This is a genomic window from Pseudomonas sp. CROZ-RG-20F-R04-15 (assembly GCF_022662375.1).
Taxonomy (GTDB): domain Bacteria; phylum Pseudomonadota; class Gammaproteobacteria; order Pseudomonadales; family Pseudomonadaceae; genus Aquipseudomonas.
This window is the reverse complement of record NZ_JAKNQL010000010.1, coordinates 1-24145: the sequence shown is the minus strand read 5'-3', so window position 1 is coordinate 24145 and position 24145 is coordinate 1. Positions and strand designations below refer to the sequence as shown.

The following is a 24145-nucleotide window of genomic DNA, read 5'->3' as shown; positions in this document are numbered from 1 at the left end:
GTGCATTTTGCACAAGCGAGCCACGGGGGCTCTGACGGTTCACGCGAATGCACATGATAAAGGGATTCACTGCATGAGGAAAACACTACTCGCCCTGCTGCTGTTGGCTTCGGCCGGCGTGGCGCAAGGGCAAGTGCAACTCAGGGATGGTTTTCCACAGCAATACACGGTGGTTTCGGGGGACACGCTCTGGGACATTTCCGGCAAATACCTGCGCGAGCCCTGGCAGTGGCCACAACTGTGGCGGGCCAATCCGCAAATCGAAAACCCCAACCTGATCTATCCCGGCGACACGCTGACGCTCAGCTATGTCGACGGCCAGCCGCGTCTGACGCTCAATCGTGGCGAGTCGCGCGGCACCATCAAGCTCTCGCCGCGTATCCGCACCAGCCCGGTAGCCGAGGCGATTCCGAGCATTCCACTGAAATCGATCAACAGCTTTCTGTTGAGCAACCGTATCGTCGACAAGGCTGAGGATTTCGACAAGGCACCGTACATCGTCGCCGGCGATGCCGAACGCGTGCTCAGCGGCACCGGTGACCGTATCTTCGCGCGCGGCCATTTCGATCCGGATCAGCCGGTCTACGGCATATTCCGCCAGGGCAAGGTCTACACCGATCCGCAGACCAAGGAGTTCCTCGGGATCAACGCCGACGACATCGGTGGCGGTGAGATCGTCGCCACCGAAGGCGACGTCGCCACCCTCGCCCTGCAACGCACCACCCAGGAAGTGCGTCTCGGCGACCGCTTGTTCAGCGGCGAAGAGCGCTCGATCAACTCGACCTTCATGCCTAGCGCACCAACCACCAGTATCAATGGCGTGATCATCGATGTCCCGCGCGGCGTCACCCAGATCGGCGTGATGGACGTGGTCACCCTGAACAAGGGCAAGCGCGACGGTCTGGCCGAAGGCAACGTGCTGGTGGTGATGAAAACCGGGGAAACCGTGCGCGACCGGGTCACCGGTCAACCGCTGAAGATCCCCGACGAACGCGCCGGGTTGCTGATGGTGTTCCGCACCTACGACAAACTCAGCTACGGCCTCGTTCTCAACGCTTCACGCTCGCTGGCGGTGCTCGACAAGGTGCGAAATCCGTAAGCTTGCTTAACAAGTTACCAACAGAGTTATCCACAGCTTGTTCCGAATGGTTCGGGGCTTATAACGATCAAGGATGATCCATGATATCGCCTGTCTGTACGCCGCTTTCCCCGGCGGAACTGGAAGCGCGTCTGCGCTTGCACCGCTTGCCGGAAATCGGCCCGAAGCGTTTTACAAAATTGCTCGAAGCCTTTGGCTCGGCCTCGAAAGCCATCGGCGCCCCCGCGAGTGCCTGGCGTTCGCTGGGAATGCCGGCGGCGAGTGCCGAGGCGCGCCGATGTCCTGAAGTGCGCGATGGCGCCAGCCACGCAATGCGCTGGCTAGAGCGGCCGGAGCATCATCTGCTGATGTGGGATCAGCCGGATTACCCGGCGCTGCTGGCGCAGATTCCTGATCCGCCGCCGTTGCTGTTTGTCGCGGGTGATCCACTGATTCTGGAAAAACCGCAGTTGGCGATGGTCGGCAGCCGCCGCGCTTCGCGTCCGGGAATGGACACGGCGGCGGCGTTTTCCCGCAGTCTGGCCGGGGCAGGTTTTGTCATCACCAGCGGTCTGGCGCTGGGCATTGATGCCGCCGCGCACCAAGCCGCGCTGGATGTCGGCGGGCTGACAGTCGGGGTGCTAGGCACCGGGCTGGAAAACTTTTATCCACAGCGCAATCGACGCCTCTGCGACGCGATGATTGCGTCCGGCTGCGCGGTGCTTTCGGAGTTTCCACTGGATGCCGGGCCAACCGCGAGCAACTTCCCGCGACGCAACCGCATCATCAGTGGTTTGTCCCTTGGCGTTCTGGTAGTCGAGGCGAGTGTTGCCAGCGGCTCTCTGATCACCGCAAGGCTGGCAGCGGAACAGGGGCGCGAGGTTTACGCGATTCCCGGTTCGATCCATCACCCCGGTGCGCGCGGTTGTCACCAGTTGATTCGAGACGGTGCAGTGCTGGTGGAAACCATCGAACACATCCTCGAAGCGTTGCGTGGCTGGCAGCATTTGCCGTTGTCCACGGACTCTCCGAAAGTCGATCATCCGTTGCTCGCCCTGCTCCACGCCGCGCCGCACACCAGCGAAGGCTTGGCCGATAGCAGCGGCTGGGCATTACCGAAAGTGCTGGCGGCCCTCACCGAACTGGAAATGGATGGCCGTGCGGTGTGCGAAAACGGTCGCTGGTTGGCCAGGACGCGCTAGGTTTTACAAGGAAGATCGGTAAACTGCGCGAAACCTGTTTGCGGAGAGTTTTTTCATGGTCAACAGTTGGCGTGTGCAGCAAGCCGCACGAGAGATTCGCGCCGGGGCGGTGATTGCCTATCCAACCGAAGCCGTCTGGGGGCTGGGTTGCGACCCGTGGAACGAAGAGGCAGTGGATCGATTGCTGGCGATCAAGAATCGTTCGGTGGTCAAAGGGTTGATCCTGGTTGCCGACAACATTCGCCAGTTCGACTTCCTGTTCGAAGACTTCCCGCAAGAATGGATCGACCGCATGGCCAGCACCTGGCCAGGGCCGAACACCTGGCTGGTGCCGCATCAGGGTTTGCTGCCGGAATGGGTGACTGGCATGCACGATACCGTGGCGCTGCGGGTCAGTGATCATCCGCAGGTTCGCGATCTGTGCTCGATGGTCGGGCCATTGATTTCGACCTCTGCCAACCCGCAGGGTCGTCCTGCGGCGCGCACGCGTTTACGGGTTGAGCAATATTTCCGTGGCCAGGTCGATCTGGTGCTGGGCGGCAGTCTTGGCGGGCGGAAAAACCCTAGCGTCATTCGCGATTTGGCGACGGGTAAGGTTATTCGTCCCGACTGACCCGATTTCCGCCTCACCTGTTTTTAACTCCTCGACTGATTTGGCGAGGAGTTTTTTTCTGTCTGCGATTTATCCTTGGTCAGTCTCCATAACTTAAACAATCTGTTGTTTATGTTGTACTACTGTGTGTCAGATAAATCGATAAGTTAGAAGTATCAGTGATTTTTCCCACGTCATTATCAGAAGTCGCGCAGTGGCGATATTTCTAAAAGCATCCATTATTTCAATGCGCTCAGAAACTTCGATAAGTTAACGTCTGCGGAGAAGGAATGGATACTACGAACTTGCAACTCAAGGATTATCTGCAGGGGCTTCAAGAGACATTAACCAGGCAGCATGCCGATTATCGTATTGTTATTCTTGATGCGGGGTCAGATGCCAGCGAATTTGAACGATTTATCAGTCGCCAGTTTCGTCTGCGATTAAAGCATTACATGCTGACGTCCAGAGCCCGGGCACTTGAAACAAGGCTGGCGATTTCATCGCGCAGTACACATTTTCTGCTGTATCAACGCGATCAACTGACGGCGGTTTTGCGGGTGACCCCTGCGCCTTTCGAATGGGCTTCGCTGGCGCACCAGTATGTTTCTCCGACCGTGGCGCTGGCGCGTCATGTCGAGTTCAGTCGCCTGATCACGCATTCGCAACAGCACCGGCCGGTGCTGACCAATTTGTTGCTTGCAGCCGCCACCGAATGGGCGATCGATCGCGGCTATCAAGGTGTGACGGCGTTGTGCCGATCGCCACAACGGCGACTGTTCCAGCGCTTTGGCCTGACCCCGATCACTTCCAACTCACTGCATATCGAACACCGTGCGCGCGGCGATTACTGGCTGCTGTCTGCGCAATGGCGGGAAGTCCTCACGGCGCTGCAACAACCTTTCCCCATCAACGGCACCTACCCGGAGAATCGCGATGAATGCGTCCGTCAGTTTTGAACAACAGCTGATTCTGCTCGATCAGCGCATTGAAAAAGCGTGGGCCGATATTCTGGATAACTCCCGGCTGGTCAAGGCTATACGCGAGGGTAGTGTTTCCAGAGCGTTATATGCGATCTACATGATCGAAACCTATCATTACACCGCACACAATGCCCAAAATCAGGGTTTGGTCGGTGTGCGGCATGCCGATAATCCTGTTTATGCGAAATTCTGTTTCGAACATGCTGCGCAAGAAGTCGGTCATGAAAAAATGGCCTTGCATGATGTCATGAGCCTGGGATCGAAGAATGAAGTCTTTGATATGCCACCGGCACTTCCGGCGACGGAAGTATTGATTGCTTATTTGTACTGGATTTCTTTTACCGGTAATCCGTTACAGCGGCTGGGATACAGTTACTGGGCGGAAAACGCTTATCACTTTATTACTCCGCTGATCGACAAGCTGAGTGAAACCCTGGCGCTGAAGCCCGCTCAACTGACGTTCTTCATTGCTCATTCGGATATCGATGTCGAGCACTTCAATGAGATCAAACTCATCCTGCAGCGGACCTGCAAGCGTCAGGCTGACTGGGATGCCATTGCCACCGTGATGGAAACCAGTCTGCGCCTGACCGGCAACATGCTCGAAGCCGTTTATGAGCAGTATGAAGCCTGGCAAAACGGCGTCGCGCCACGCTACGAATTCCTCCATGTGCTGGATAAATCATGACGCCTTCACGTTCATTTTCACGTCGGGCAGGCGGAGGTCGAGATGGCTGATTACTTCGAGCGGTTGAACTACGCGTTGGGGGATGAAGACACAGCACTCGAGTACACGATTTTGCCCGAGCAGGCCAGGCACGTGTTGGGTGTTGCCGGCTGCGGCGGGCGGCTTCTGCCGTTGCTGGCCCGTCACCCCGCCCGCATGACTTGCGCTGATATCAGTGCGCCGCAACTGGCCTTTACCCGCTTGCGTTTAGCTTTGCTTGAGCAGACCGATCGCCAGTCGTTCATGGATTTCATGGGCTACCGGCCGGAAACGTCGGTGGCACGGCGCAAATCCATCTTTCGCCTTCTGGATCTGCCTCCGCTTGATCGCCGCTGGCTGGCGGACCTGTTTCATTCCCGTCATTGGCAGGCACCGATTTACCAAGGGGCCTTCGAGCAGACTCTGCAGCGGTTGGCGAAGATCAATGGTTTGTTCACCGGCAAGGCGGGGCGAGCGATTTTCCGGTTCCGTGATCTGGGAGAGCAATCGGCTTATTACCAAAGCCGGTTTCCCCTCAAGCGCTGGAAGGCTGTGATCGCCTTGTTGGGCAACGCAGCGGTGCTCAATTCGCTGTTGTACAAAGGCGCGTTTCCCCGCAACAACCTGGGTATCAGTTCTCGAGAGGTGTACCTGGATATTTTCCATACCTTGTTTACTACCCAGGTCGTGCGCGAAAGCTTTTTCCTGCAAATGCTGTTTTTCGGTGAACTGCGATATCCGCAGGGCTTTCCGCTGGAGTGCGATCCACAGGTTTTTCAACAGGCACACAAGGCGCAGCAGCAATGCCGGTTGACTGTGGTGCAGGGCGATATCTTCGACTGTGCTTCGAGCTGCACGGATGTCGATTTTGTCTCGTTTTCCGACGTGCCTTCATTCCTGCCGGCGGAGGTTGGCATGGATGTCCTGCAGCGACTCCGGCCCGCCTTGGGCGAGGATGCGCTGACGGTTATTCGTGGCCATTTGCATGTGGTCAGGCCCGATAGCGCAGGCTTCTGCGACGTTACTGCGCAGTTTCAGGACGCGATCGCACGAGAAAAAACTCAACTCTGGCGAGTACAGGTCTATCGTCAGACATCATCTGTGCAGGTATCCCGATGAACACACCTCATCCGACCGTCAATTGGGTCAAGAACCGTGTCCGTCAGGCGCGTGACGATCAGCAGCAATTGTTCGACGCCGGGCTCAATGGCCTGAACCTGGTGCAGCGCGATGGCAAGGTCATAGAGTTGAGCAGTGGCGAGCAGTTGACCGAATATCTCTCGTGCTCCTATCTGGGACTCGAGAGCGATCCCCGTCTGGTTCAGGGCGCAGTGCAAGCCGTCGAGTCTTTCGGTGTGCAGTTTGCTGCCGCCCGCACCCGAGCGCTGTTACCGCCGATGCGCGAACTCGATGGGCAGTTGAACCGCATTTTCCAGGGGCATACGGTGACATTCAACTCGGTGGGCAGCGCCCATCTGGGTTGTCTGCCGCTGCTGGGCTCCGGTGAGTTGCCGTCGTATCCCCTGCGCCGTGGCCCGGGCTGGATCGTTGACCGCGCGGCCCATGCTTCGATGCAGGTACTGCAAGGCATTCTGTGGCAGTTCGGCCCTGTCCAGCGCTGCGATTGCAGTGATCTTCAGCAAGTCGAGGACGCCTGCTCCACCGCTGTCGCTGCCGGCAATACCCCCATTATTCTGACTGACAGCATCGGCTCGATGCGCGGGCTTTATCCCGTTAACAGGCTGCTGCAACTGGCTGAGCGCTTTGAGGGGTATCTGTATGCGGATGACGCTCACGGCACTTCGATCCATGGCCGGACCGGGGGCGGTTATGCGCTTGATGTCGCCGCTGAGCCGTTGCGCGATCGTTTGATCCTGCTGTCGTCATTGTCCAAAGCCTTCGGCGCAACCGGCGGTGCAATTACGGTGCTGACGTCGGCCGATGCCGAGCTGATTCGGCGTCATGCGTCGACTTATACGTTCGGGGGGCCACTGTCCATGGGCGGAGTCGGTGCGGCAGTCGCCTCGGCAAAGATTCATCTATCTGCAGGTTTGCGGGAGTTGCAGGCTTCATTATGGAAAAATGTTGAAGCTATCGATGGTCTGCTCGGGCCGGTTCTGGGCAACCATCAGATTGCTTCACCAATACGTTTCGTCCGGGTCGGAGCCGAGAGAGACGCCATCAACCTGGCGTTGCACCTGCGTCGGCACGCCATCGCGGTCACCACGGCCTTGTTTCCGGTGGTGGCCAAAGGTGAGGCAATCCTGCGACTGGCCATCAGCGCCAATCACAGCGAGGGTCAGTTGAAGCATCTGGCCAGTGCCGTCAACGAAGGATTCGCTGAGTTGGGTATTCGTCAGGGAGAGCCGCTTCATGTGCAGTGACCTGATGCAACGGAGCTGTGCAAAGACCGTTCAGGCTGCAGCCGCAGAGGCCTTCGCGCGTAAATTGGACTATGCGCGGTCGCTGCCCTGGTTCTGCACGCTGTGTCCGCCGATTCAACACGTACAGACCGCAGAGGATCTGCATCGGCTACCGATCCTCGCCGTGGAGGACGATCAGGGCGGGTTGCTTTTTGCCCACCTCAGCGAAGCGTCACATCGCGCACCGGGCGGTGGGCTGACCCTGACTTCAGGTGGCAGCACCGGCAATCGCAAGCACATCACCCATTCCTGGGCATTCAACGACAGCATCGTGCCCTTGGGTGCGCGAATGTTTGCTGCGAGCAATGACCCGCCCCGTGTCGTCATCAATTGTCTGACGCCTGGTGAAATGCAGGGAGCCTTTCAATACGCGGCGGCCATCGTCCAGCACATTGGCGCGCGTCTGCTGCCAGCAGGCGCTCTGATGGGCATGCAGCGCATTGCCGAGTTGATTCATTCACAAGCGGCCGATGCTTTGATCTGCACGCCCTCGTTCGCCGAGGCGCTGTTCAATCATGCTGATGTCGATGGGGTGCAGCTGCGCAGTTTGAGATGGCTCTACTACATCGGTGAACCTTGCCGTCAGCCGTTACGCGAGCAATTGGCACGAGACTGGCCGGCCCTGAACATACGATCGTTGGGTTATAGCTCGACGGAGACCGGCCCGATCGGTTTCCAGTGCGCGCACCTTGAGCATGGTTTCTACCATCTGCATGCAGACGCCATGCTGCTTGAAGTGGTCGATCCTTTAAGCCTGCAAACGGTGGTGGACGGTGAACCCGGAGAGTTTCTGCTGACCCCTTTGCTGCCCGATCAGGTGCCTTTGTTGCGGTACCGCATTGGTGATCGTGGGCGAGTTTTGCCCAGCCAATCCGGCTGTGCCTGTGGCAGCGCTTTGCCAATACTGGAATTGCAGCGCCGAATCGAAACTTCGATCAAGCTGGGCGGAGCGATCATCACTCAGCGCCAGGTTCTGAATGTGCTCGCAGAAGCGTTGCCCGAACTGCACGCTTCGGATGTGCAGGTGCAGATCGATCGACAGGCCGACGGTGCGCACCTGCGGCTGCTTATTGCTCAGGACCGATTGCCGGCCGCTGCTGAACGTGTCATCGAACAGGCTTTGCACAACGAGGCGCAATCGAACGCATTGCTCAGATTGCCCGGTGTGCTGGGCCTGCAGGTACAGCGTCTGCCCCGTGGTGATTTCGCAACCACCCTGGCAGGCAAGACGCCGTTTTTTGTCGAGAGGTGAGACGTCCCGGGCCAGCCTCTTGAGGCTCGCCCGGGTACTTTGTCAAATAACAGGGTTTCAGGGTTGCAGAACGGTGGAGCCAGTGGTGCGCCGCGCCGACAGTTCGGTTTGCGCCTTCGCCGCGTCAGCCAGTGGATATCGCTGGCTGACGTCCACCTTCAATTTGCCGCTGATGATCATCTCGAACAACTCATCGGCCATCCGCTGCAGACTCTCGGCATTGTTGGCATAAGTCGCCAATGTCGGTCGGGTCACGTAAAGCGAGCCTTTGGCGGCCAGAATGCCCAGATTGACCCCGTCCACCGCACCGGAAGCATTGCCGAAGCTCACGACCAGGCCGCGTGGGGACACGCTGTCGAGGGAGGTCAGCCAAGTGTCCTTGCCGACGCCGTCATAGACCACCGGGACTTTTTTACCGTCGGTCAACTCCAGCACGCGCTGGGCAACGTTTTCGTGGCTGTAGTCAATGGTCGCCCAAGCGCCATTGGCCTTGGCCAGTTCGGCTTTTTCTTTGGAGCTGACGGTACCGATCAGCTTCACGCCCAACGCCTTGGCCCACTGGCAGGCCAGTGACCCGACGCCACCGGCCGCGGCGTGGAACAGAATGCTTTCGCCACCCTTGAGTTCGTAGGTCTGGCGCAGCAGATATTGCACGGTCAGGCCCTTGAGCATGACCCCGGCAGCCGTTTCGAAACTGATTTCGTCGGGCAGGTGCACCAGGTTGTCCTGGGGCAGCACATGCAATTCGCTGTAAGCCCCCAATGGGCCGCTGCCATAAGCGACGCGATCGCCGACCTTGAAGCGGGTGACGTCGCTGCCCACGGCATCGACGATGCCTGCACCTTCAGCCCCCAGGCCGGATGGCAAGGCGGGCGGTGCGTACAGACCGCTGCGGTAATAGGTGTCTATGAAGTTCAGGCCGATCGCCTTGTTGGCCACGCGCACCTGATTCGGGCCAGGTGCAGCGGGTTGGTAGTCAACATATTCGAGCACTTCGGGGCCGCCGTGGGCGCGGAACTGGATACGCTTTGCCATCTGCCTGCTCTCCTTGGGTCGTTCGTAAGCCCCCTATCCAACTCCCATGCTTGATCTTCGTCAACTGCGGCGCGCCGTTGTGCGGTGGTATGCTACGCGCCCATTTGCGTCGCCCGCCTGCGGGGCGCCGCCCGATTCAAGGTGAAGCCATGACGACCCGCACCGACGCCGTAAAGGCCTATCTGCTCGACCTGCAAGACCGCATCTGCGCGGCTCTCGAAACCGAGGACGGCGGCACGCGCTTCGTCGAAGACGCCTGGACCCGGCCTGCCGGCGGTGGCGGTCGCACCCGCGTGATCGAGAACGGCACGCTGATCGAAAAGGGCGGCGTCAACTTTTCCCACGTCTTCGGCAGCGGTCTGCCACCGTCAGCCAGCGCCCACCGCCCGGAACTGGCCGGCCGTGGTTTTGAAGCCCTCGGCGTGTCGTTGGTGATTCATCCGCACAACCCGCACGTGCCGACGTCCCACGCCAATGTGCGTTTCTTCATCGCCGAGAAAGAAGGTGAAGAACCGGTCTGGTGGTTTGGTGGCGGCTTCGACCTGACCCCGTATTACGGCAACGAAGCAGACTGCATTCATTGGCACCGCGTTGCCGAACAGGCCTGCGCGCCGTTCGGCCCGGACGTCTATCCGCGCTACAAAGCCTGGTGCGATACCTACTTCCATATCAAGCATCGCCACGAGCCGCGCGGCATTGGTGGCCTGTTTTTCGATGATTTGAACGAGTGGGATTTCGACACCAGCTTCGCCTTCATGCGGGCCATCGGCGACGCTTACATTGATGCGTATCTGCCGATCGTGCAGCGCCGCAAAAATGATGCGTTCACCGCTCAACAGCGTGAGTTTCAGGAATTCCGCCGTGGCCGCTACGTCGAGTTCAACCTGGTTTATGACCGTGGCACGCTGTTCGGCCTGCAATCGGGTGGGCGTACCGAGTCGATTCTGATGTCGCTGCCGCCGCAAGTGCGCTGGGGCTACGACTGGAAGGCCGAGCCTGGCAGCGAAGAAGCGCGCCTGACCGAATACTTTCTGCAGGACCGCGACTGGCTGGCCGAGGCCTGAGGATTTCTGATGGATCGTTATGTCGTTTTCGGTAATCCGATTGGTCACAGCAAATCGCCGATGATTCACAAGCTGTTTGCCGAGCAGACCGGGCAGAGCCTCGACTACAGCACCCTGCTGGCGCCGCTCGACGATTTTTCCGGTTGCGCCACGGCGTTTTTCCAGGACGGTCGCGGTGCCAACGTGACCGTGCCGTTCAAGGAAGACGCCTATCGTCTGGCCAACAGTCTGACCGCCCGCGCACAAAGGGCCGGCGCGGTGAACACCTTGAGCAAACTGGCTGATGGCTCGTTGCTCGGTGACAACACCGACGGCGCCGGGCTGGTGCGAGATTTGACGGTGAATGCCGGGTTCAGCCTGACTGGCAAACGTATCCTGTTGCTCGGCGCCGGTGGCGCTGTGCGCGGGGCGCTGGAGCCTTTGCTGGCGGAGAAACCAGCGTCGGTGATCATTGCCAATCGCACGGTGGACAAGGCTGAGTTGCTGGCGGAGTTGTTCTGCGACCTGGGGCCGGTGTCGGCCAGTGGTTTCGACTGGTTGCGCGAGCCGGTGGACGTGATCATCAATGCGACGTCGGCCAGTCTTACTGGTGATGTGCCGCCGATTGCGCCGAGCCTGATCGAGCCGGGCAAGACCCTGTGCTACGACATGATGTACGGCAAAGAGCCGACGGCGTTTTGCCGCTGGGCCAGTGAACATGGCGCGGCGGTGTCGATGGATGGCTTGGGCATGCTCGCTGAACAGGCGGCTGAGGCATTTTACCTGTGGCGCGGCGTACGCCCGGACACAGCGCCAGTATTAGCCGAACTGCGCCGCCAGTTGGCCCAATAAATACCCATGTGGGAGCGAGCCTGCTCGCGAAAGCGGTCTGTCTGACACATCAATGTTGGATGTGCCTCCGTCTTCGCGAGCAGGCTCGCTCCCACAAGGTATGTGCGATCCCGAGATCAATCTTCAAACCGGATCGGACATTTCTCCGGCCCTTCCAGCTTCCTCAACTCCTCCACCACCTGCGGCCGCGCCCGGCGCAAGGTCAGGCTGCGATTCTGGCGCAACAACCGCCGCGCCTCCTGATGCAGCATCTCCACGCCCGAATAGTCGATGAAGTTGATCTGCTGCGCCTCAATCACCACCCGCGCGCCATGCATCCGTTGTAAGCGCACCTGCAGGTAATGGCTGGCGCCGAAAAAGATCGAGCCACCGACGCGCAACACATCGTCCTCGCCGTCGCGCCAATGCTGCACGCGCGGTTGCGAGGTGCGCTTGAGGTAGAAGAACAGTGATGCCAGCACACCGGCATAAATCGCCGTCTGCAACTCCAGCAGCAACGTCGCCAGGCAAGTCAGGGCCATCACCACGAACTCGGCACGGCTGACCCGCAGCAAGGCACGAATGCCGCGATGATCGACCAGACCCCAGGCAATCAGCAGGATGCTGCCCGCCATCGCCGGAATCGGAATATGCGAAATCAGCCCCGCGCCGAAAATCGCAAACAACGCCACCCAGATCGCCGAAAAAATCCCGGCCAGCGGCGAGCAGGCGCCCGCCTCGTAACTCAAACCGGAACGGGTAAACGATCCGGCTGACAGTGACCCGGAAAAGAACGCGCCGACAATATTCGATAAACCTTGCGCGCGGACTTCCTGATTGGCATCGAGCAATTGCTGCGAACGCGCCGAAATCGAGCGGGCAATCGACAGGCTGGTGACCAGCCCGAGCATGCCCACCGCGACTGCACTCGGCAGCAGGCGCAAGATCAAATCCAGATCCAGCGGCAACGCACTGAACGGCGGTAACCGCCCGACGAATGCGCTGACCAGATGCACATGACCGAACATCGCCGGCCACAGCCACACCAGCAAACTGGCCAATGCGAGAGTTATCAACAGCGTCGGCCAGCGCGGCAACAATTGTTTCAACACGACACCGACGACCACCGTCGCCACACCGAGCACCAGCGAAGGTTTATCCACACCCCGGAGGTGTTGCAGCAGATCCATCAGACTCGCCAGCGCTGTGGCCTTGGCCGGCAGATCCAGCCCCAGCAGATTCGGCAATTGCCCGATGGCAATCACTACCGCCGCGCCGAGGGTGAACCCCAGCACCACCGAGTGCGAGACGAAATTCACCAAAGCGCCGAAGCGCAGCAAACCGAGCAGCCATTGGAAAATCCCGGCGAGGAAGGTCAGCAGCAGGATCAGCGTGATGTAGTCCTGCGATGCGGGTACGGCCAAAGGACTGACGCTGGCGTACAGCACGATCGAAATGGCCGCTGTCGGGCCGCAGATCAGATGCCACGATGAACCCCACAGGCAAGCGATCAATACCGGAATGATTGCGGCGTAGAGGCCATATTCGGGTGGCAGGCCGGCGATCAGAGCGTAGGCAATCGACTGGGGTAACGCGAGAATTGCGCCGCTGAGGCCGACGATCAGATCCCGTCCTACGCTGGCACGGGTTTGCCGTGGTAGCCAGGTGAGGAAGGGGAAGAGAGAGTGGCGGCTGGGGAAGGCCATGGGTCCTCGCGGTTGGGGTTTTTTTCAAGGTTATCAGGGTGTCAGGGGAAAGGCCCTCACCCTAGCCCTCTCCCGGAGGGAGAGGGGACTGACCGAGGTGAATGAGAGAGGTACACCGACCTGAGATATCCAGTAGAACTCAAGTTTTGAACAGCGCGAAGATCGGCTCCCTTTCCCCCTCGCCCCCTTGGGGGAGAGGGCTGGGGTGAGGGGGCAAAAATCTCAAGCCGAGCAAAATTCAGAACAACCCCAAATCAAAGCTTCGCCTTCACCGCCGCCAACGCATCCTTCCCGTCAGCCGTCTTAACCCCATCCAGCCACTTATCCAACACCGCCGGATTCGCCTTGATCCACGCCTTCGCTGCCTCGGCATTGCTGACCTTCTTGTTCACCACCTCAGCCATGATGCTGTTTTCCATCTCCTGAGTGAACGACAGGTTGGTCAGCAATTTACCCACATTCGGACACGCCTCGGCGTAGCCCTTGCGCGTCAACGTAAACACGCTGCCAGTGTCGCCAAAGTATTTCTCGCCGCCCTTCAGGTAATGCATCTTCAACTGCACGTTCATCGGGTGCGGGGTCCAGCCGAGGAAGGTGACGAATTTCTGCTTCTTCACCGCTCGCGAGACTTCAGCCAGCATCGCCTGCTCGCTGGACTCGATCAGCTTCCACTGGCCCATGTCGAAGTCGTTCTTCTTGATGATTTCCTGCAGCGAGATATTCGCTGGGGCGCCCGAGCCGATGCCGTAGATCTTCTTGTCGAACTTGTCGGCGTATTTGTTCAGGTCGGCAAAGTTATGCACACCCGCGTCCCACACATAGTCAGGCACGGCGAGGGTGAACTCGGTGCCGTCGAGGTTCTTCGCCAGTTGCGTGACATCGCCGGTGGCGACGAACTTGTCGTAGAAGCCCTGCTGCGCCGGCATCCAGTTGCCGAGGAACACATCTACCTGGCCATCCTTCAAACCGCCAAAGGTAATCGGCACCGCAAGGGTGTCGACCTTGGCCTTGTAGCCCATGCCATCCAGCAGAAACCCGGTGATGGCGTTGGTCGCGGCGATGTCGCTCCAGCCCGGATCAGCCATTTTCACCGTGTCGCAGCTCTGCTCGGCGAAGGCCGAAGTACTGCTCAACGCGATCAGGCCAATCGTCACTACTGTGGATAACTTGCCCATGGACTTCCCCTTAACATTATTGGTTTTGGCAGGGTTGTGGATAACGTGCTTTGCGTTCCAGATCATCGAGGTCGATGTGGTTGCGCATGTACTGCTGACTGGCGTCGACCAGCGGCTGGTGATCCCAGCTCTTCAGCTTGCCGATGGTTAACGCGTCGGCGACAAAACGGCGGCGGCGTTGACTGGCCAGTACTTCCTGGTGGATCGCCGGAATGTCCCACTTGGCCCGCGCTTCGGCAAGAAAGTCGTCGAACAGCTGGCGATGTTGCGGCGATTGGCTGAGTTCTTCGAGTTCGCGCGGATCGTTGTCTACGTCGAAGAGTAGGCAAGGGTCGCTTTCACTGTAGATAAATTTGTAGGCGCCGCGACGGATCATCATCAATGGGCTGACGGTGCCTTCGGCCATGTATTCGCCGAACACTTCGTCATGGCCGCCCTGCCCTTGCAGGTGTGAAACCAGTGAGCGGCCGTCCAGCGGCAAACCCGGTTCCAGCGTGCCGCCGGCCAGTTCGACGAATGTCGGCAGCAGGTCGGCGGTAGACACGGCAGCGCTGACCCGGCCTGAAGCGAACTGTCCAGGCGCACTTATCAACAGCGGCACGCGGGCAGCCATCTCATACCAGTGCATTTTGTACCAAAGGCCCTTTTCGCCAAGCATGTCGCCGTGATCACCCGAGAAGACGATGATGGTGTCATCGATCAGGCCGGTTTCTTCAAGGGTTTGCAGGAGTTTGCCGACGTTGGCGTCGATATAGCTGCACGCCCCGAAGTACGCCCGGCGCGCGTCGCGAATCTTATCCACAGGCAATGGTTTATCCCACAGGTCATAAACCTTGAGCAGACGCTGCGAGTGCGGGTCGAGTTCGTGCTGCTCCGGCGTTGTCGGAAGCGGGATATCGCCATCGTCGTACAAGTCCCAGAACGCCTTGGGAATTGTGTACGGATCGTGTGGGTGAGTCATCGATACGGTCAGGCAGAACGGCTGGTCGCCATCCTCGCGGATGTGATCGAACAGGTATTGCTGCGCCTTGAACACCACCTCTTCGTCGAAATCGAGCTGGTTGGTGCGCACACATGGCCCTGCCTGCAGCACCGAAGACATATTGTGATACCAGCTCGGCCGCACATCCGGCTCATCCCAATTCACTGCCCAACCGTAATCGGCCGGGTAGATATCGCTGGTCAGGCGTTCTTCATAACCGTGCAATTGGTCCGGGCCACAGAAGTGCATTTTCCCGGACAACGCGGTGCGATAACCGAGGCGTCGCAGGTAGTGGGCGTAAGTCGGAACGTCGGCAGGGAAATCGGCAGCGTTGTCATAGGCGCCAATCTTGCTCGGCAATTGGCCGCTGACCAAGGTGAAACGCGACGGCGCGCACAACGGGCTGTTGCAGTAAGCAGCATCGAAGACCACGCCTTGTTCGGCGAGGCGCGAGAGATTCGGCAGTTTGATCGGCGAAGGGCCGTAGAACGGCAACATTGGCGCGGCCATCTGATCGGCCATGATGAAAAGAATATTCTTGCGCTTCATGTGATCGCGTCATTCCATAGTGAATATTTATGCGACATTGCTGCGATCGAGCATGGAGTCCATGCTGTATCCGGTAAAGCCCGCGCCGGACAATGACTAGGATAAGCACTGCTTATGTATGAAGCCTTGGGTGATCTGTCGCTCGACCTGTTGCGCGCCTTCGAGGCGGCGGCGCGACAGCGCAGTTTTACCGCCGCGGCGGTTGAGCTTGGCACCACGCAACCGGCGATCAGTCAGCAGATCAAACGGCTGGAAGAGCAACTCGGTACGCGGCTTTTTGATCGGATCTACCGAGGCATCGAATTGACGGAAGTCGGCGCGATCCTGTTCGAGCAAGTTACCCTCGGTTTGCAGAATATCGATGCAGGATTAAGCGCAATCAGCACGCAACAGCAACATGAAGTCCTGCAGGTTGCCACCGATTTTGCCTTCGCTGCGTATTGGTTGATGCCCCGCTTGCACCGCTTTCACGAAGCCAATCCTCACGTTGATGTCAGCCTCGTCACCAGCGAGCGCAATCACAACATGCTGCGTACGGATATCGATGTAGCGATTCTGTTCGGCGATGGGCGTTTCAAGCAGGGCGAGAGTCACTGGTTGTTCAGCGAAGAAGTGTTCCCGGTGTGCAGTCCGCAGTTGCTCAAGGACCGTAACCTGCCCTTGCCCGCTCAGGCGTTGCTGGAGTTTCCATTGCTGCACCTGCGTGGCGAAAACAGCAGCAACTGGTTCGACTGGAGTGGTCTGTTTCGCCAACTCGGCATCACCACTGCGCCAGCGCCGGGGCAATTGCGCTTCGACAATTACACCCTGTTGATTCAAGCGGCGATTGGCGGGCAAGGCGTGGCAATTGGCTGGCGGCACCTTGTGGATAACTTGCTGACGCAAGGTTTGTTGTGCCGGCCGCTTGCTGAAACGACGTTGTCGCGGCTGGGGTATTACGTGGTGTTGCCGCAGCGCAAACGTCGCGGGGCGTTGATTCAACAGTTTGTCGATTGGTTGATGGCGGAGCAGGCGAGCAGTGCGCAATCCCTGAATGGACTCGCACTGCCTTCAATTGCGGTTTGAAGATCTTTTACGAATCTGAAGCCGCCACAAAATTCACATGCTGCCCCACATGCAAATTCAGCCTTAGCTCATCGGTTATGCCTACCGCTACACGATTCAGACGCTCCAGCGGTTCCGCCAGACCCGGTTCCAGATTCCCGCCGACCTGACTGAAATGCTCAATCGTCAGCCCGGCCACGCCGTGCGGAGCATTGACCAGCGTCCAGTGCAACGGACTGCTTTGCACGGCTTCACGGATTTCTTCGGCGGCATGACGTTGCAGGCGATCATCGACATCCGGCTCATCGAGCACGGCAAAGTCGCCCACCAGAAACAGCCGCGACACATTGGCCGCTTGCAGACCATCGACCAACGCATCGACGGCCAGTACCTGCTCGACCGGCCCGAGCACGACGGCCCGTTCAACCTGATCGCTACTGAACGGCAACCCCGGCGCATCCAGTAAACAGATGACCGCCGAACTACCGGCCACGCTCTGATTGACCCGCTCCGAGTCGAACAAATCACCGGTTTTGGTACGCAATCCTGGACGCGGTGCGAGTGCGGTCAAATCGTCGAGAATGGCGATGACTTCGTGCTGACGCCGCAGCAATTCAGCCATCAACGCGCTGCCCAGGCTACTCATGGCACCATAGAGCACCACTTTTACCGCCGGGGTTTCGGCATTTTTCATGGCTGATCCCTTTTCTTGTCCCTTGTATGGCGTGTGACATACGGGCAACGCCGAGGGTTCGAATCGATTCAGAGGCTTTCAAATGCAAGCGATCAAGGGTTACCACGCCCACGTCTATTTCGACGCCGACACCATCGAGCAGGCGCGGGCCCTGTGTGAGCAGACCGCGCAGTTGTTTCCATTGAAGATGGGCCGCGTCCATGAACGTCCGGTCGGCCCGCATCCGGACTGGAGTTGCCAATTGGCCTTCGGCCCTGAGCTGATCGCCGATGTGCTGCCGTGGCTGGCGCTCAATCGCAAAGGCTTGGTGGTATTCCTGCACCCGGACACTGGCGATGATTTGCTAGATCACACGGAGCATGCGATCTGGATGGGCGCGATCAGACCGCTGAATTTGTCTGTTTTTTGATCACAGCGTTTCTTCGGCTTCGCCCGGTAGCTGTTCGTCGAGATGCAGCCAAGGCAGTTGGCTGTCCGTCCAGATATGGCGCTCGGCGGGCGCCAGTTCCGGGTGATCGAGGGTGGCAATGGTCACGTCGATGCCCTCGGGACTGAGCAACGTCACCAACGCCAGTTGCGCGCCGCACTGCGGGCAGAAGTACCGTGCGCAGCTATTTGAGGAGTCATAGCGCGACGGCGTCCCCGCCAGCCATTGGAAATTCGCCGCCGGCACGGTGATCCACGTCGTGACAATCCCGCCGCTGACCTTACGGCAGATCGAACAATGGCAGTGGGCGATATCCTGCAGCGCCCCACTGAACTGATAACGAATGTGTCCGCAATGGCAGCCGCCACTGTGCAATTGGCTCATGGTCAAAGTCCTCCTTCCCGTGTTCATTGACTCTGGTTCGCATCCGACCGCCGGTTGACCGTTCATTCAAAGCTTTCTTGCGCGAAAGGTAGCTGAAAGCTTCCCCGATTAGGATCGCCCCACTTCCGGCAACAGACCGGTCGGCCAATGCGTGTGATACCCCGCGCGAACGGCCCAATTAACAACAACAATGGTGATTCTGATGTCCTCTGTAGCCCGCCTTTGCGCTGTCAATCCTCCCGTACGTCTCGTGCTTCCCGTTCTGCGCTGATCCCGTCCGATCTGCTCATTTAACTAGCCGCGCTACGCCTGGAGTATTCCCATGCTGACTTTCCTTGGCTTCGCCATGGTCATCACGTTCATGTTTTTGATCATGACCAAGCGCCTGTCCGCGCTGATCGCTCTGATCATCATCCCGATCGTCTTCGCCCTGTTTGGTGGTTTTGCACCGAAGATCGGCCCGATGATGCTCGAAGGCATTACCAAGCTGGCGCCGACTGGCGTGATGCTGATGTTCGCCATTCTCTATTTCGCCCTGATGATCGACTCCGGCCTGTTCGACCCGGCCGTGCGCAAGATCCTCAAACTGGTCAAGGGCGATCCGCTGAAAGTTTCGGTCGGCACCGCCGTACTGGCGCTCGTCGTCTCCCTCGATGGTGACGGCGCGACCACTTACATGATCTGCGTGGCCGCCATGCTGCCGCTGTACAGCCGCATCGGCATGAGCCCGCGAATCATGGCCGGCCTGATCATTCTCGCCGGTGGCGTGATGAACATGACCCCGTGGGGCGGCCCGACTGCCCGTGCGGCGAGTGCGTTGCATGTCGACCCGTCGGATATCTTCGTGCCGATGATTCCGGCCATGGCCGCCGGTGTGGTGGCGATCCTTCTTATCGCCTATTTCTACGGCAAACGTGAGCGTGCGCGTCTGGGTGAGTTGCATCTGGTTGGCGATGATATCGACCACAGCGAAATCAGCGTCTCGCAGTTCCCGGATGCCCGCCGTCCAAAACTGATCTGGTTCAACGGCGCCCTGACCTTCGGCCTGATGTGCACCTTGATTGCTGGTCTGCTGCCATTGCCGGTGCTGTTCATGGTCGCGTTCAGTATTGCCATGATCGTCAACTACCCTTGCCTGCAGATGCAGAAGGATCGCGTTGCGGCTCACGCCGGCAGCGTTCTGGCAGTGGTCGGGCTGATCTTTGCGGCGGGTATCTTCACCGGTATCCTGAGCGGCACCGGCATGGTCGATGCGATGTCGAAGAGCCTGTTGGCAGTGATTCCGGATTTCCTCGGCCCGTACCTGGCCGTGATCACGGCGCTGGTGAGCATGCCGTTCACCTTCTTCATGTCCAACGATGCGTTCTACTATGGCGTGTTGCCGGTGTTGGCCGAAGCCGCCAGCCACTATGGGATTACCGCAGTGGAAATGGCCCGTGCCTCGATCGTCGGTCAGCCCGTCCATTTGCTGAGCCCGTTGGTGCCATCGACCTATCTGTTGGTGGCCCTGGCCGGCATCGATTTCGGTGACCACCAGCGTTTCACCCTGAAATGGGCGATCCTGGTGTGTATCTGCATCCTGATTGCTGCGCTGCTGTTGGGGACTTTCCCGGTGTTCAGCACTCTATAAGCCCAAGACTCACCGTTTCGGGTCCTGGCTTCGCGGTTTGAAGCCCGGACCTTTTTCGGTTTAACAATTGCTCAAAGGAATACACATGGAATGGCTGACCAACCCCGAAATCTGGGTTGCCTTCTTCACCCTGACCGCCCTGGAAATCGTCCTCGGCATCGATAACATCATCATGATTTCGATCCTGGTCAGCCGCATGCCCAAACACATGCAGCAGCGCACCCGGATCTTCGGTCTTGGCCTGGCCATGATCACGCGCATCCTGTTGTTGCTGTCGATCACCTGGGTCATGCGTCTCACCGCCGACCTGTTCGAAGTGTTCGGCCAGGGCATTTCCGGTCGCGATCTGATCCTGTTCTTCGGTGGTCTGTTCCTGCTGTGGAAGAGCTCGCAAGAGATGTACCACGCGCTGGAAGGCGAAGACGAAAGCGACGACACGCCTGGCGGCAAGGGCGGCAACTTCCTCTACACCATCATCCAGATCGCGATCATCGACATCGTCTTCTCGCTGGACTCGGTGATCACCGCAGTGGGCATGGTTTCCCACGTGCCGGTGATGGTCGCGGCCATTGTCGTGGCGGTGCTGGTGATGATGCTGGCGTCGGGCAAGATCAGCGAATTCATCGACAAGCATCCGTCGCTGAAAATGCTGGCGCTGTCGTTCCTGCTGGTGGTCGGTACCGTGCTTATCGCCGAGTCGTTCGACGTGCATGTGCCGAAAGGCTACGTCTACTTCGCCATGGGCTTCTCGCTGGCGGTTGAGGCGATCAACATCAAGTTGCGCGGCGCGATTGCCCGGAAGAAGAAACAGCAGGATCCGGTGAAACTGCGCAAGGACATCCCGGGCCAGTAACCCGGTAGTCTGGCAATACGCAGTATCCTTGTGGGAGCGAGCCTGCTCGCGAAGACGGAGTGTCAGTCGACAGAAATGTTGGCTGATCCACCGCTTTCGCGAGCAGGCTCGCTCCCACATTTGTTTTGGGCAACACACGGGATTCGCGTTGGATTCGGGTGGGTGGATGAACCCATTTTCATGACACTTTTGTTTCAATCCACACTTTAGCTGTGCAATGCTGGCGCCCAGACCGTTAGCCAACTACAGCTTAAGTATCAGAACGTAGAAACCGCGCGGTACCGTCAATTTGCCCCTCTGGGGCACTGCTATTACAGGGGGTCTGCATGCTCACCCTGCTCAATCTGCTTTCCGCCGTCGCCCTGCTGATCTGGGGCACGCATATCGTCCGAACCGGCATCCTGCGGGTGTACGGCACCAACTTGCGTCATGTGATTGGCCAGAACATGTCCAAGCGCTGGCTGGCCTTTGTCGCTGGCATCGTCGTCACCGCGATGGTGCAGAGCAGCAACGCCACCGCGATGCTCGTCACTTCATTTGTCGGCCAAGGCTTGATGGCGCTGACCCCGGCGCTGGCGACCATGCTCGGCGCCGACGTCGGTACCGCGCTGATGGCGCGGGTGCTGACGTTCGACCTGTCGTGGCTGTCGCCGCTACTGATTTTCCTCGGGGTGATTTTCTTTCTGTCGCGCAAACAGACGCGGCTCGGGCAGATGGGCCGGGTGGCCATCGGGCTGGGGCTGATCATTCTCGCGCTGCAACTGATCGTCGAAGCCGCCGCGCCGATCACCCACGCCCAAGGGGTGAAGGTGATTTTCGCCTCGTTGACTGGCGACATCCTCCTCGATGCCTTGGTCGGCGCGCTGTTCGCGATGATTTCCTACTCCAGCCTCGCTGCCGTACTGCTCACTGCAACCCTGGCCGGCGCCAGTGTGATCAGTCTTCCAGTGGCAATCGGTCTGGTGATCGGCGCCAACATCGGCAGCGGCGTGCTGGCGTTCATGAGCACCAGCATGCAGAACGCCGCCGGCCGGCAAGTGGCGTTGGGCAGTCTGTTGTACAAACTGATCGGCCTGCTGCTGATCATCCCGGTACTTGATCCGCTGGTGCACTGGATCGACAGCCTCGATTTCAGCCCGCAGGAAATGGTCATCGGTTTTCACCTGCTCTACAACACCGCGCGCTGCCTTATTCTGCTGCCAAGCGTCGGGCCAATGGCACGCCTCTGCGCCTGGCTGCTGCCGGAACGCCCCGAGGTCAACGGCACCGCCAAACCGCGTCACCTCGACGCTACCGCGCTGGTCACGCCGAGCCTGGCCTTGGCCAATGCCGCGCGGGAAACCCTGCGCATGGGCGATCTGCTGGAGAACATGCTCGACGCCACCCTCGATGTGCTGCGCGGCAAGCAGACCGCTGTCACCCAGGAAATACGCCGGCTGACCGATGACGTCGAAGCGCTGTACAGCGCGATCAAGTTGTACCTGGCGCAAATGCCCCGCGAGGACCTTGGCGAACAGGACAGTCGGCGCTGGGCCGAAATCATCGAGCTGGCGATCAACCTGAAACTGGCCGCCGACCTGATCGAGCGCATGCTGCGCAAGATCCAGCAGCAGAAGACTTCACAGCGCCGCTCGTTTTCCGAAGAAGGCCTTGAGGATCTGGCCGGACTGCAGCAGCAATTGATCGCTAATCTGCGCTTGGGGCTGTCGGTGTTTCTCAGTGGCGACCGCGAAAGCGCCCGCCAGCTACTGCGCGAGAAACGCCGTTTTCGCGCACAGGAACGCCGTTTGGCCCATGCGCATGTCAGCCGTTTGCAACGCAAGATCGTCCAGAGTCTGGAAACCAGTTCGTTGCACCTGGAGTTGATTGCCGACATGAAACGCTTGAATTCACTGTTTTGCGGCAGTGCGTATGTGGTGCTGGAAACGGCGGACACCGGAGCGCTGGCGGCGGATGATATTGCCGACATTACGCATTCGCCTTGAACGTCTGGGGCTAGGGTCAGTCAGTAACACAGGGTTCGGCCTCAGGGACGCCTTCGCGAGCAAGCTCGCTCCCACAGGGTTTTGTGTTCGGCGAAACCACTGTGGGAGCGAGCTTGCTCGCGAAGGCGATCTGACTGACGAAACGGATCTCCAAATCAGCCGTATGGAAGCCTGTTATGCGTTGCCTGTTGTTCGCCTGTCTGTTGCTCGGTTCCCTGCCCGCCTTCGCCCTGGATCGTTTTCAGGTCGAAGGCTATGCGCTGCCCAACGGTTTGCAGTTGCTGCTCAAACCCGGTACCGAACGCGGGCATGTGGCGATCCGCTTGGTGGTTGGCGTTGGCCTCGATGATTTCGATTGTGATGAAAAAGAGCTGCCGCACCTGCTCGAACACCTGCTGTTCAGCGGCATCGACGCCACTGGCGAAGGCGGTCTGGAGGAGCGCATGCAAGCCCTGGGCGGTGACTGGAATGCCTTTACCAGCAACGCCGACACCACGTTCGTCATCGAAGCGCCGGCGAAGAATCAGCGCAAGGTGCTCGATCTGCTGCTCGCTCTGCTCACGCAAACGCGCATTGACGACAACGCTATCAATGCCGCCAAACGCGTGGTCGAACGTGAAGACGGCGGCCATTACACGCGCCTGCAACGCTTCCTCGATCGTCAGGATTTGGGTCACACCGCGAGCAATCAACTCGCCGTCGAGCTGGGCCTGAAATGCCCGCAACGCGCCGAGGTAGGTCATCTGACTCAGGAACAACTGGAGAAGGTGCGCAAGGCCTGGTATGCGCCGAACAACATGACCCTGATCGTCGTCGGCGAACTCGACAAACTGCTGCCGGCCTACCTGGAACGGACTTGGGGCGCGCTCGAAGCGGTTGAGCCGAGCGAGCACCGTGCACTGCCCGACATCAGCACCAGCGCTGCCCATGAGCGCACCCTCATCCGTGGTTTTATCGGCGACAGCGCCAAGCTGCACTGGCTGGTGCCGGAACCGGTGATCGATGATCAATACGATCAGACCTTCGACATTCTCAAGGATTACCTCGACTGGGCGCTGTACCGACAGATTCGCCTCAATCACGGCTTGTCGTATGGACCTTGGGCCGAGCGTGAAGTGTTTGGCGGTGTCGGCTTCATGAGCCTGAATGCCGATCTGGATCGCGACGATGTCGACGAAGCCATACAAGTGCTGGAAGACCTCAAGGCTGACCTGCTGAAAAACGGCCTCGACGCGGATACCTTTGCGCGGATCAAACAGGCGTCCATCGCCCATCAGGCCTGGGCGGTGCAGGGTAATAGCGCGATGGCGGATTATTACTGGAGTGCGCTGGGCGATTACGAGGATGGCCGCTTCGCCAACCCGGCGCGGGAGCTGCAAGGCGTGACGCTGGAAGCGGCGAACAAAGCCATGCGCGAGTTGCTGTTGCAACCGGGCTATCTGCGGATCGAGAAGCCGTTGATCAGTGATGATCAGGTGTTGTGGCTGAGTGCGGGAGGCTTGGCTCTGGTGTTGCTGGTCCTGATCGGCTGGCGTTTGCACCACCGCCGAAAGCCCGCCGAACACTAACCC

22 protein-coding genes are annotated in these 24145 nt (G+C 59.2%); 16 read left to right on the top strand and 6 right to left on the bottom strand.

All coding sequences use genetic code 11. The features are described from left to right. Positions 1–73: 73 nt before the first annotated feature. The 8 genes from L8H52_RS16215 to L8H52_RS16180 all read left to right on the top strand — a co-directional run bounded on the left by L8H52_RS16215 (position 74) and on the right by L8H52_RS16180 (position 8236). The gene (locus L8H52_RS16215) at positions 74–1099 is read left to right on the top strand and encodes a LysM domain-containing protein (RefSeq protein WP_242207946.1); all 1026 of its coding nucleotides are present in this window, start codon (positions 74–76) and stop codon (positions 1097–1099) included. A gap of 80 nt (positions 1100–1179) precedes the next feature. Next, positions 1180–2280 carry a DNA-processing protein DprA gene (gene dprA / locus L8H52_RS16210; RefSeq protein WP_242207947.1) on the top strand — a complete coding sequence of 367 codons (1101 nt, stop codon included), beginning with the start codon at positions 1180–1182 and terminating at the stop codon, positions 2278–2280. A gap of 55 nt (positions 2281–2335) precedes the next feature. Continuing rightward, the gene (locus L8H52_RS16205; RefSeq protein ID WP_064389694.1) at positions 2336–2893 is read left to right on the top strand and encodes an L-threonylcarbamoyladenylate synthase; all 558 of its coding nucleotides are present in this window, start codon (positions 2336–2338) and stop codon (positions 2891–2893) included. 269 nt (positions 2894–3162) lie between these two features. Beyond that, complete coding sequence (locus tag L8H52_RS16200; RefSeq protein WP_242207948.1) at positions 3163–3831, top strand: hypothetical protein; 669 nt, start codon at positions 3163–3165, stop codon at positions 3829–3831. Next, positions 3809–4543, top strand: coding sequence for an iron-containing redox enzyme family protein (locus L8H52_RS16195; RefSeq protein WP_242207949.1), 735 nt, complete (start codon positions 3809–3811; stop codon positions 4541–4543). Before L8H52_RS16200 ends, L8H52_RS16195 begins: the two co-directional genes overlap by 23 nt. Before the next feature lie 42 nt (positions 4544–4585). After that, a complete protein-coding gene (locus L8H52_RS16190; protein ID WP_242207950.1) occupies positions 4586–5680 on the top strand; it encodes a DUF3419 family protein in 1095 nt (364 codons plus the stop codon). Beyond that, the gene (locus tag L8H52_RS16185; RefSeq protein WP_242207951.1) at positions 5677–6945 is read left to right on the top strand and encodes an aminotransferase class I/II-fold pyridoxal phosphate-dependent enzyme; all 1269 of its coding nucleotides are present in this window, start codon (positions 5677–5679) and stop codon (positions 6943–6945) included. Before L8H52_RS16190 ends, L8H52_RS16185 begins: the two co-directional genes overlap by 4 nt. After that, on the top strand, positions 6935–8236 hold the full coding sequence (locus L8H52_RS16180; RefSeq protein WP_242207952.1) for an AMP-binding protein: 1302 nt from the start codon (positions 6935–6937) through the stop codon (positions 8234–8236). The genes L8H52_RS16185 and L8H52_RS16180 overlap by 11 nt, the downstream gene beginning before the upstream one ends. Before the next feature lie 57 nt (positions 8237–8293). Here the strand turns inward: L8H52_RS16180 and L8H52_RS16175 are convergent, their stop codons facing one another. After that, the gene (locus tag L8H52_RS16175; protein WP_242207953.1) at positions 8294–9271 is read right to left on the bottom strand and encodes an NADPH:quinone reductase; all 978 of its coding nucleotides are present in this window, start codon (positions 9269–9271) and stop codon (positions 8294–8296) included. A gap of 149 nt (positions 9272–9420) precedes the next feature. Between L8H52_RS16175 and hemF the strand changes: the two genes are divergently transcribed. Then, positions 9421–10335 (top strand): oxygen-dependent coproporphyrinogen oxidase, encoded by a 915-nt coding sequence (gene hemF, locus L8H52_RS16170; RefSeq protein ID WP_242207954.1) that lies wholly within the window; start codon positions 9421–9423, stop codon positions 10333–10335. Between the two features lie 9 nt (positions 10336–10344). After that, positions 10345–11166, top strand: a complete 822-nt coding sequence (aroE, locus tag L8H52_RS16165; RefSeq protein ID WP_242207955.1) for a shikimate dehydrogenase — start codon at positions 10345–10347, stop codon at positions 11164–11166. A gap of 116 nt (positions 11167–11282) precedes the next feature. Here aroE and L8H52_RS16160 read toward each other — a convergent pair whose 3' ends face one another. The 3 genes from L8H52_RS16160 to betC all read right to left on the bottom strand — a co-directional run bounded on the left by L8H52_RS16160 (position 11283) and on the right by betC (position 15557). Beyond that, the gene (locus L8H52_RS16160) at positions 11283–12851 is read right to left on the bottom strand and encodes a SulP family inorganic anion transporter (protein ID WP_242207956.1); all 1569 of its coding nucleotides are present in this window, start codon (positions 12849–12851) and stop codon (positions 11283–11285) included. 254 nt (positions 12852–13105) lie between these two features. Beyond that, the gene (choX, locus tag L8H52_RS16155) at positions 13106–14026 is read right to left on the bottom strand and encodes a choline ABC transporter substrate-binding protein (RefSeq protein ID WP_242207957.1); all 921 of its coding nucleotides are present in this window, start codon (positions 14024–14026) and stop codon (positions 13106–13108) included. 16 nt (positions 14027–14042) lie between these two features. Then, positions 14043–15557, bottom strand: coding sequence for a choline-sulfatase (gene betC / locus L8H52_RS16150; RefSeq protein ID WP_242207958.1), 1515 nt, complete (start codon positions 15555–15557; stop codon positions 14043–14045). Positions 15558–15671: 114 nt separating this feature from the next. Between betC and L8H52_RS16145 the strand changes: the two genes are divergently transcribed. Further along, positions 15672–16622, top strand: coding sequence for a LysR family transcriptional regulator (locus L8H52_RS16145; protein WP_242207959.1), 951 nt, complete (start codon positions 15672–15674; stop codon positions 16620–16622). A gap of 7 nt (positions 16623–16629) precedes the next feature. Here the strand turns inward: L8H52_RS16145 and L8H52_RS16140 are convergent, their stop codons facing one another. Next, the gene (locus tag L8H52_RS16140; protein WP_242207960.1) at positions 16630–17295 is read right to left on the bottom strand and encodes an NAD(P)H-binding protein; all 666 of its coding nucleotides are present in this window, start codon (positions 17293–17295) and stop codon (positions 16630–16632) included. 82 nt (positions 17296–17377) lie between these two features. Here L8H52_RS16140 and L8H52_RS16135 point away from each other — a divergent pair, with 82 nt between their 5' ends. Continuing rightward, positions 17378–17704, top strand: coding sequence for a DOPA 4,5-dioxygenase family protein (locus L8H52_RS16135; RefSeq protein ID WP_242207961.1), 327 nt, complete (start codon positions 17378–17380; stop codon positions 17702–17704). Here L8H52_RS16135 and L8H52_RS16130 read toward each other — a convergent pair whose 3' ends face one another. Further along, a complete protein-coding gene (locus L8H52_RS16130) occupies positions 17705–18106 on the bottom strand; it encodes a GFA family protein (protein WP_242207962.1) in 402 nt (133 codons plus the stop codon). Positions 18107–18428: 322 nt separating this feature from the next. Here L8H52_RS16130 and L8H52_RS16125 point away from each other — a divergent pair, with 322 nt between their 5' ends. The 4 genes from L8H52_RS16125 (at position 18429) to L8H52_RS16110 (ending at position 24142) form a co-directional block, all read left to right on the top strand. Continuing rightward, positions 18429–19736, top strand: a complete 1308-nt coding sequence (locus tag L8H52_RS16125) for a CitMHS family transporter (RefSeq protein ID WP_064389709.1) — start codon at positions 18429–18431, stop codon at positions 19734–19736. An 85-nt stretch (positions 19737–19821) separates the two neighbouring features. Further along, on the top strand, positions 19822–20589 hold the full coding sequence (locus tag L8H52_RS16120; RefSeq protein WP_159813404.1) for a TerC family protein: 768 nt from the start codon (positions 19822–19824) through the stop codon (positions 20587–20589). A gap of 326 nt (positions 20590–20915) precedes the next feature. Then, a complete protein-coding gene (locus L8H52_RS16115) occupies positions 20916–22574 on the top strand; it encodes a Na/Pi cotransporter family protein (RefSeq protein WP_242207963.1) in 1659 nt (552 codons plus the stop codon). Positions 22575–22750: 176 nt separating this feature from the next. Further along, positions 22751–24142 carry an insulinase family protein gene (locus L8H52_RS16110; RefSeq protein ID WP_242207964.1) on the top strand — a complete coding sequence of 464 codons (1392 nt, stop codon included), beginning with the start codon at positions 22751–22753 and terminating at the stop codon, positions 24140–24142. Positions 24143–24145 lie beyond the last annotated feature (3 nt).

Excerpts from the sequence above, each read along its gene's own strand:
- hemF (WP_242207954.1), top strand. The coding sequence starts at position 9,421 with ATGACGACCCGCACCGACGCCGTAAAGGCCTATCTGCTCGACCTGCAA.
- L8H52_RS16195 (WP_242207949.1), top strand. The coding sequence starts at position 3,809 with ATGAATGCGTCCGTCAGTTTTGAACAACAGCTGATTCTGCTCGATCAG.
- L8H52_RS16110 (WP_242207964.1), top strand. The coding sequence starts at position 22,751 with ATGCGTTGCCTGTTGTTCGCCTGTCTGTTGCTCGGTTCCCTGCCCGCC.
- L8H52_RS16215 (WP_242207946.1), top strand. The coding sequence starts at position 74 with ATGAGGAAAACACTACTCGCCCTGCTGCTGTTGGCTTCGGCCGGCGTG.
- dprA (WP_242207947.1), top strand. The coding sequence starts at position 1,180 with ATGATATCGCCTGTCTGTACGCCGCTTTCCCCGGCGGAACTGGAAGCG.
- L8H52_RS16145 (WP_242207959.1), top strand. The coding sequence starts at position 15,672 with ATGTATGAAGCCTTGGGTGATCTGTCGCTCGACCTGTTGCGCGCCTTC.
- L8H52_RS16175 (WP_242207953.1), bottom strand. The coding sequence starts at position 9,271 with ATGGCAAAGCGTATCCAGTTCCGCGCCCACGGCGGCCCCGAAGTGCTC.
- L8H52_RS16200 (WP_242207948.1), top strand. The coding sequence starts at position 3,163 with ATGGATACTACGAACTTGCAACTCAAGGATTATCTGCAGGGGCTTCAA.
- aroE (WP_242207955.1), top strand. The coding sequence starts at position 10,345 with ATGGATCGTTATGTCGTTTTCGGTAATCCGATTGGTCACAGCAAATCG.
- L8H52_RS16180 (WP_242207952.1), top strand. The coding sequence starts at position 6,935 with ATGTGCAGTGACCTGATGCAACGGAGCTGTGCAAAGACCGTTCAGGCT.
- L8H52_RS16160 (WP_242207956.1), bottom strand. The coding sequence starts at position 12,851 with ATGGCCTTCCCCAGCCGCCACTCTCTCTTCCCCTTCCTCACCTGGCTA.
- L8H52_RS16130 (WP_242207962.1), bottom strand. The coding sequence starts at position 18,106 with ATGAGCCAATTGCACAGTGGCGGCTGCCATTGCGGACACATTCGTTAT.
- L8H52_RS16205 (WP_064389694.1), top strand. The coding sequence starts at position 2,336 with ATGGTCAACAGTTGGCGTGTGCAGCAAGCCGCACGAGAGATTCGCGCC.
- L8H52_RS16115 (WP_242207963.1), top strand. The coding sequence starts at position 20,916 with ATGCTCACCCTGCTCAATCTGCTTTCCGCCGTCGCCCTGCTGATCTGG.
- L8H52_RS16140 (WP_242207960.1), bottom strand. The coding sequence starts at position 17,295 with ATGAAAAATGCCGAAACCCCGGCGGTAAAAGTGGTGCTCTATGGTGCC.
- betC (WP_242207958.1), bottom strand. The coding sequence starts at position 15,557 with ATGAAGCGCAAGAATATTCTTTTCATCATGGCCGATCAGATGGCCGCG.
- choX (WP_242207957.1), bottom strand. The coding sequence starts at position 14,026 with ATGGGCAAGTTATCCACAGTAGTGACGATTGGCCTGATCGCGTTGAGC.
- L8H52_RS16135 (WP_242207961.1), top strand. The coding sequence starts at position 17,378 with ATGCAAGCGATCAAGGGTTACCACGCCCACGTCTATTTCGACGCCGAC.
- L8H52_RS16190 (WP_242207950.1), top strand. The coding sequence starts at position 4,586 with ATGGCTGATTACTTCGAGCGGTTGAACTACGCGTTGGGGGATGAAGAC.
- L8H52_RS16125 (WP_064389709.1), top strand. The coding sequence starts at position 18,429 with ATGCTGACTTTCCTTGGCTTCGCCATGGTCATCACGTTCATGTTTTTG.
- L8H52_RS16120 (WP_159813404.1), top strand. The coding sequence starts at position 19,822 with ATGGAATGGCTGACCAACCCCGAAATCTGGGTTGCCTTCTTCACCCTG.
- L8H52_RS16185 (WP_242207951.1), top strand. The coding sequence starts at position 5,677 with ATGAACACACCTCATCCGACCGTCAATTGGGTCAAGAACCGTGTCCGT.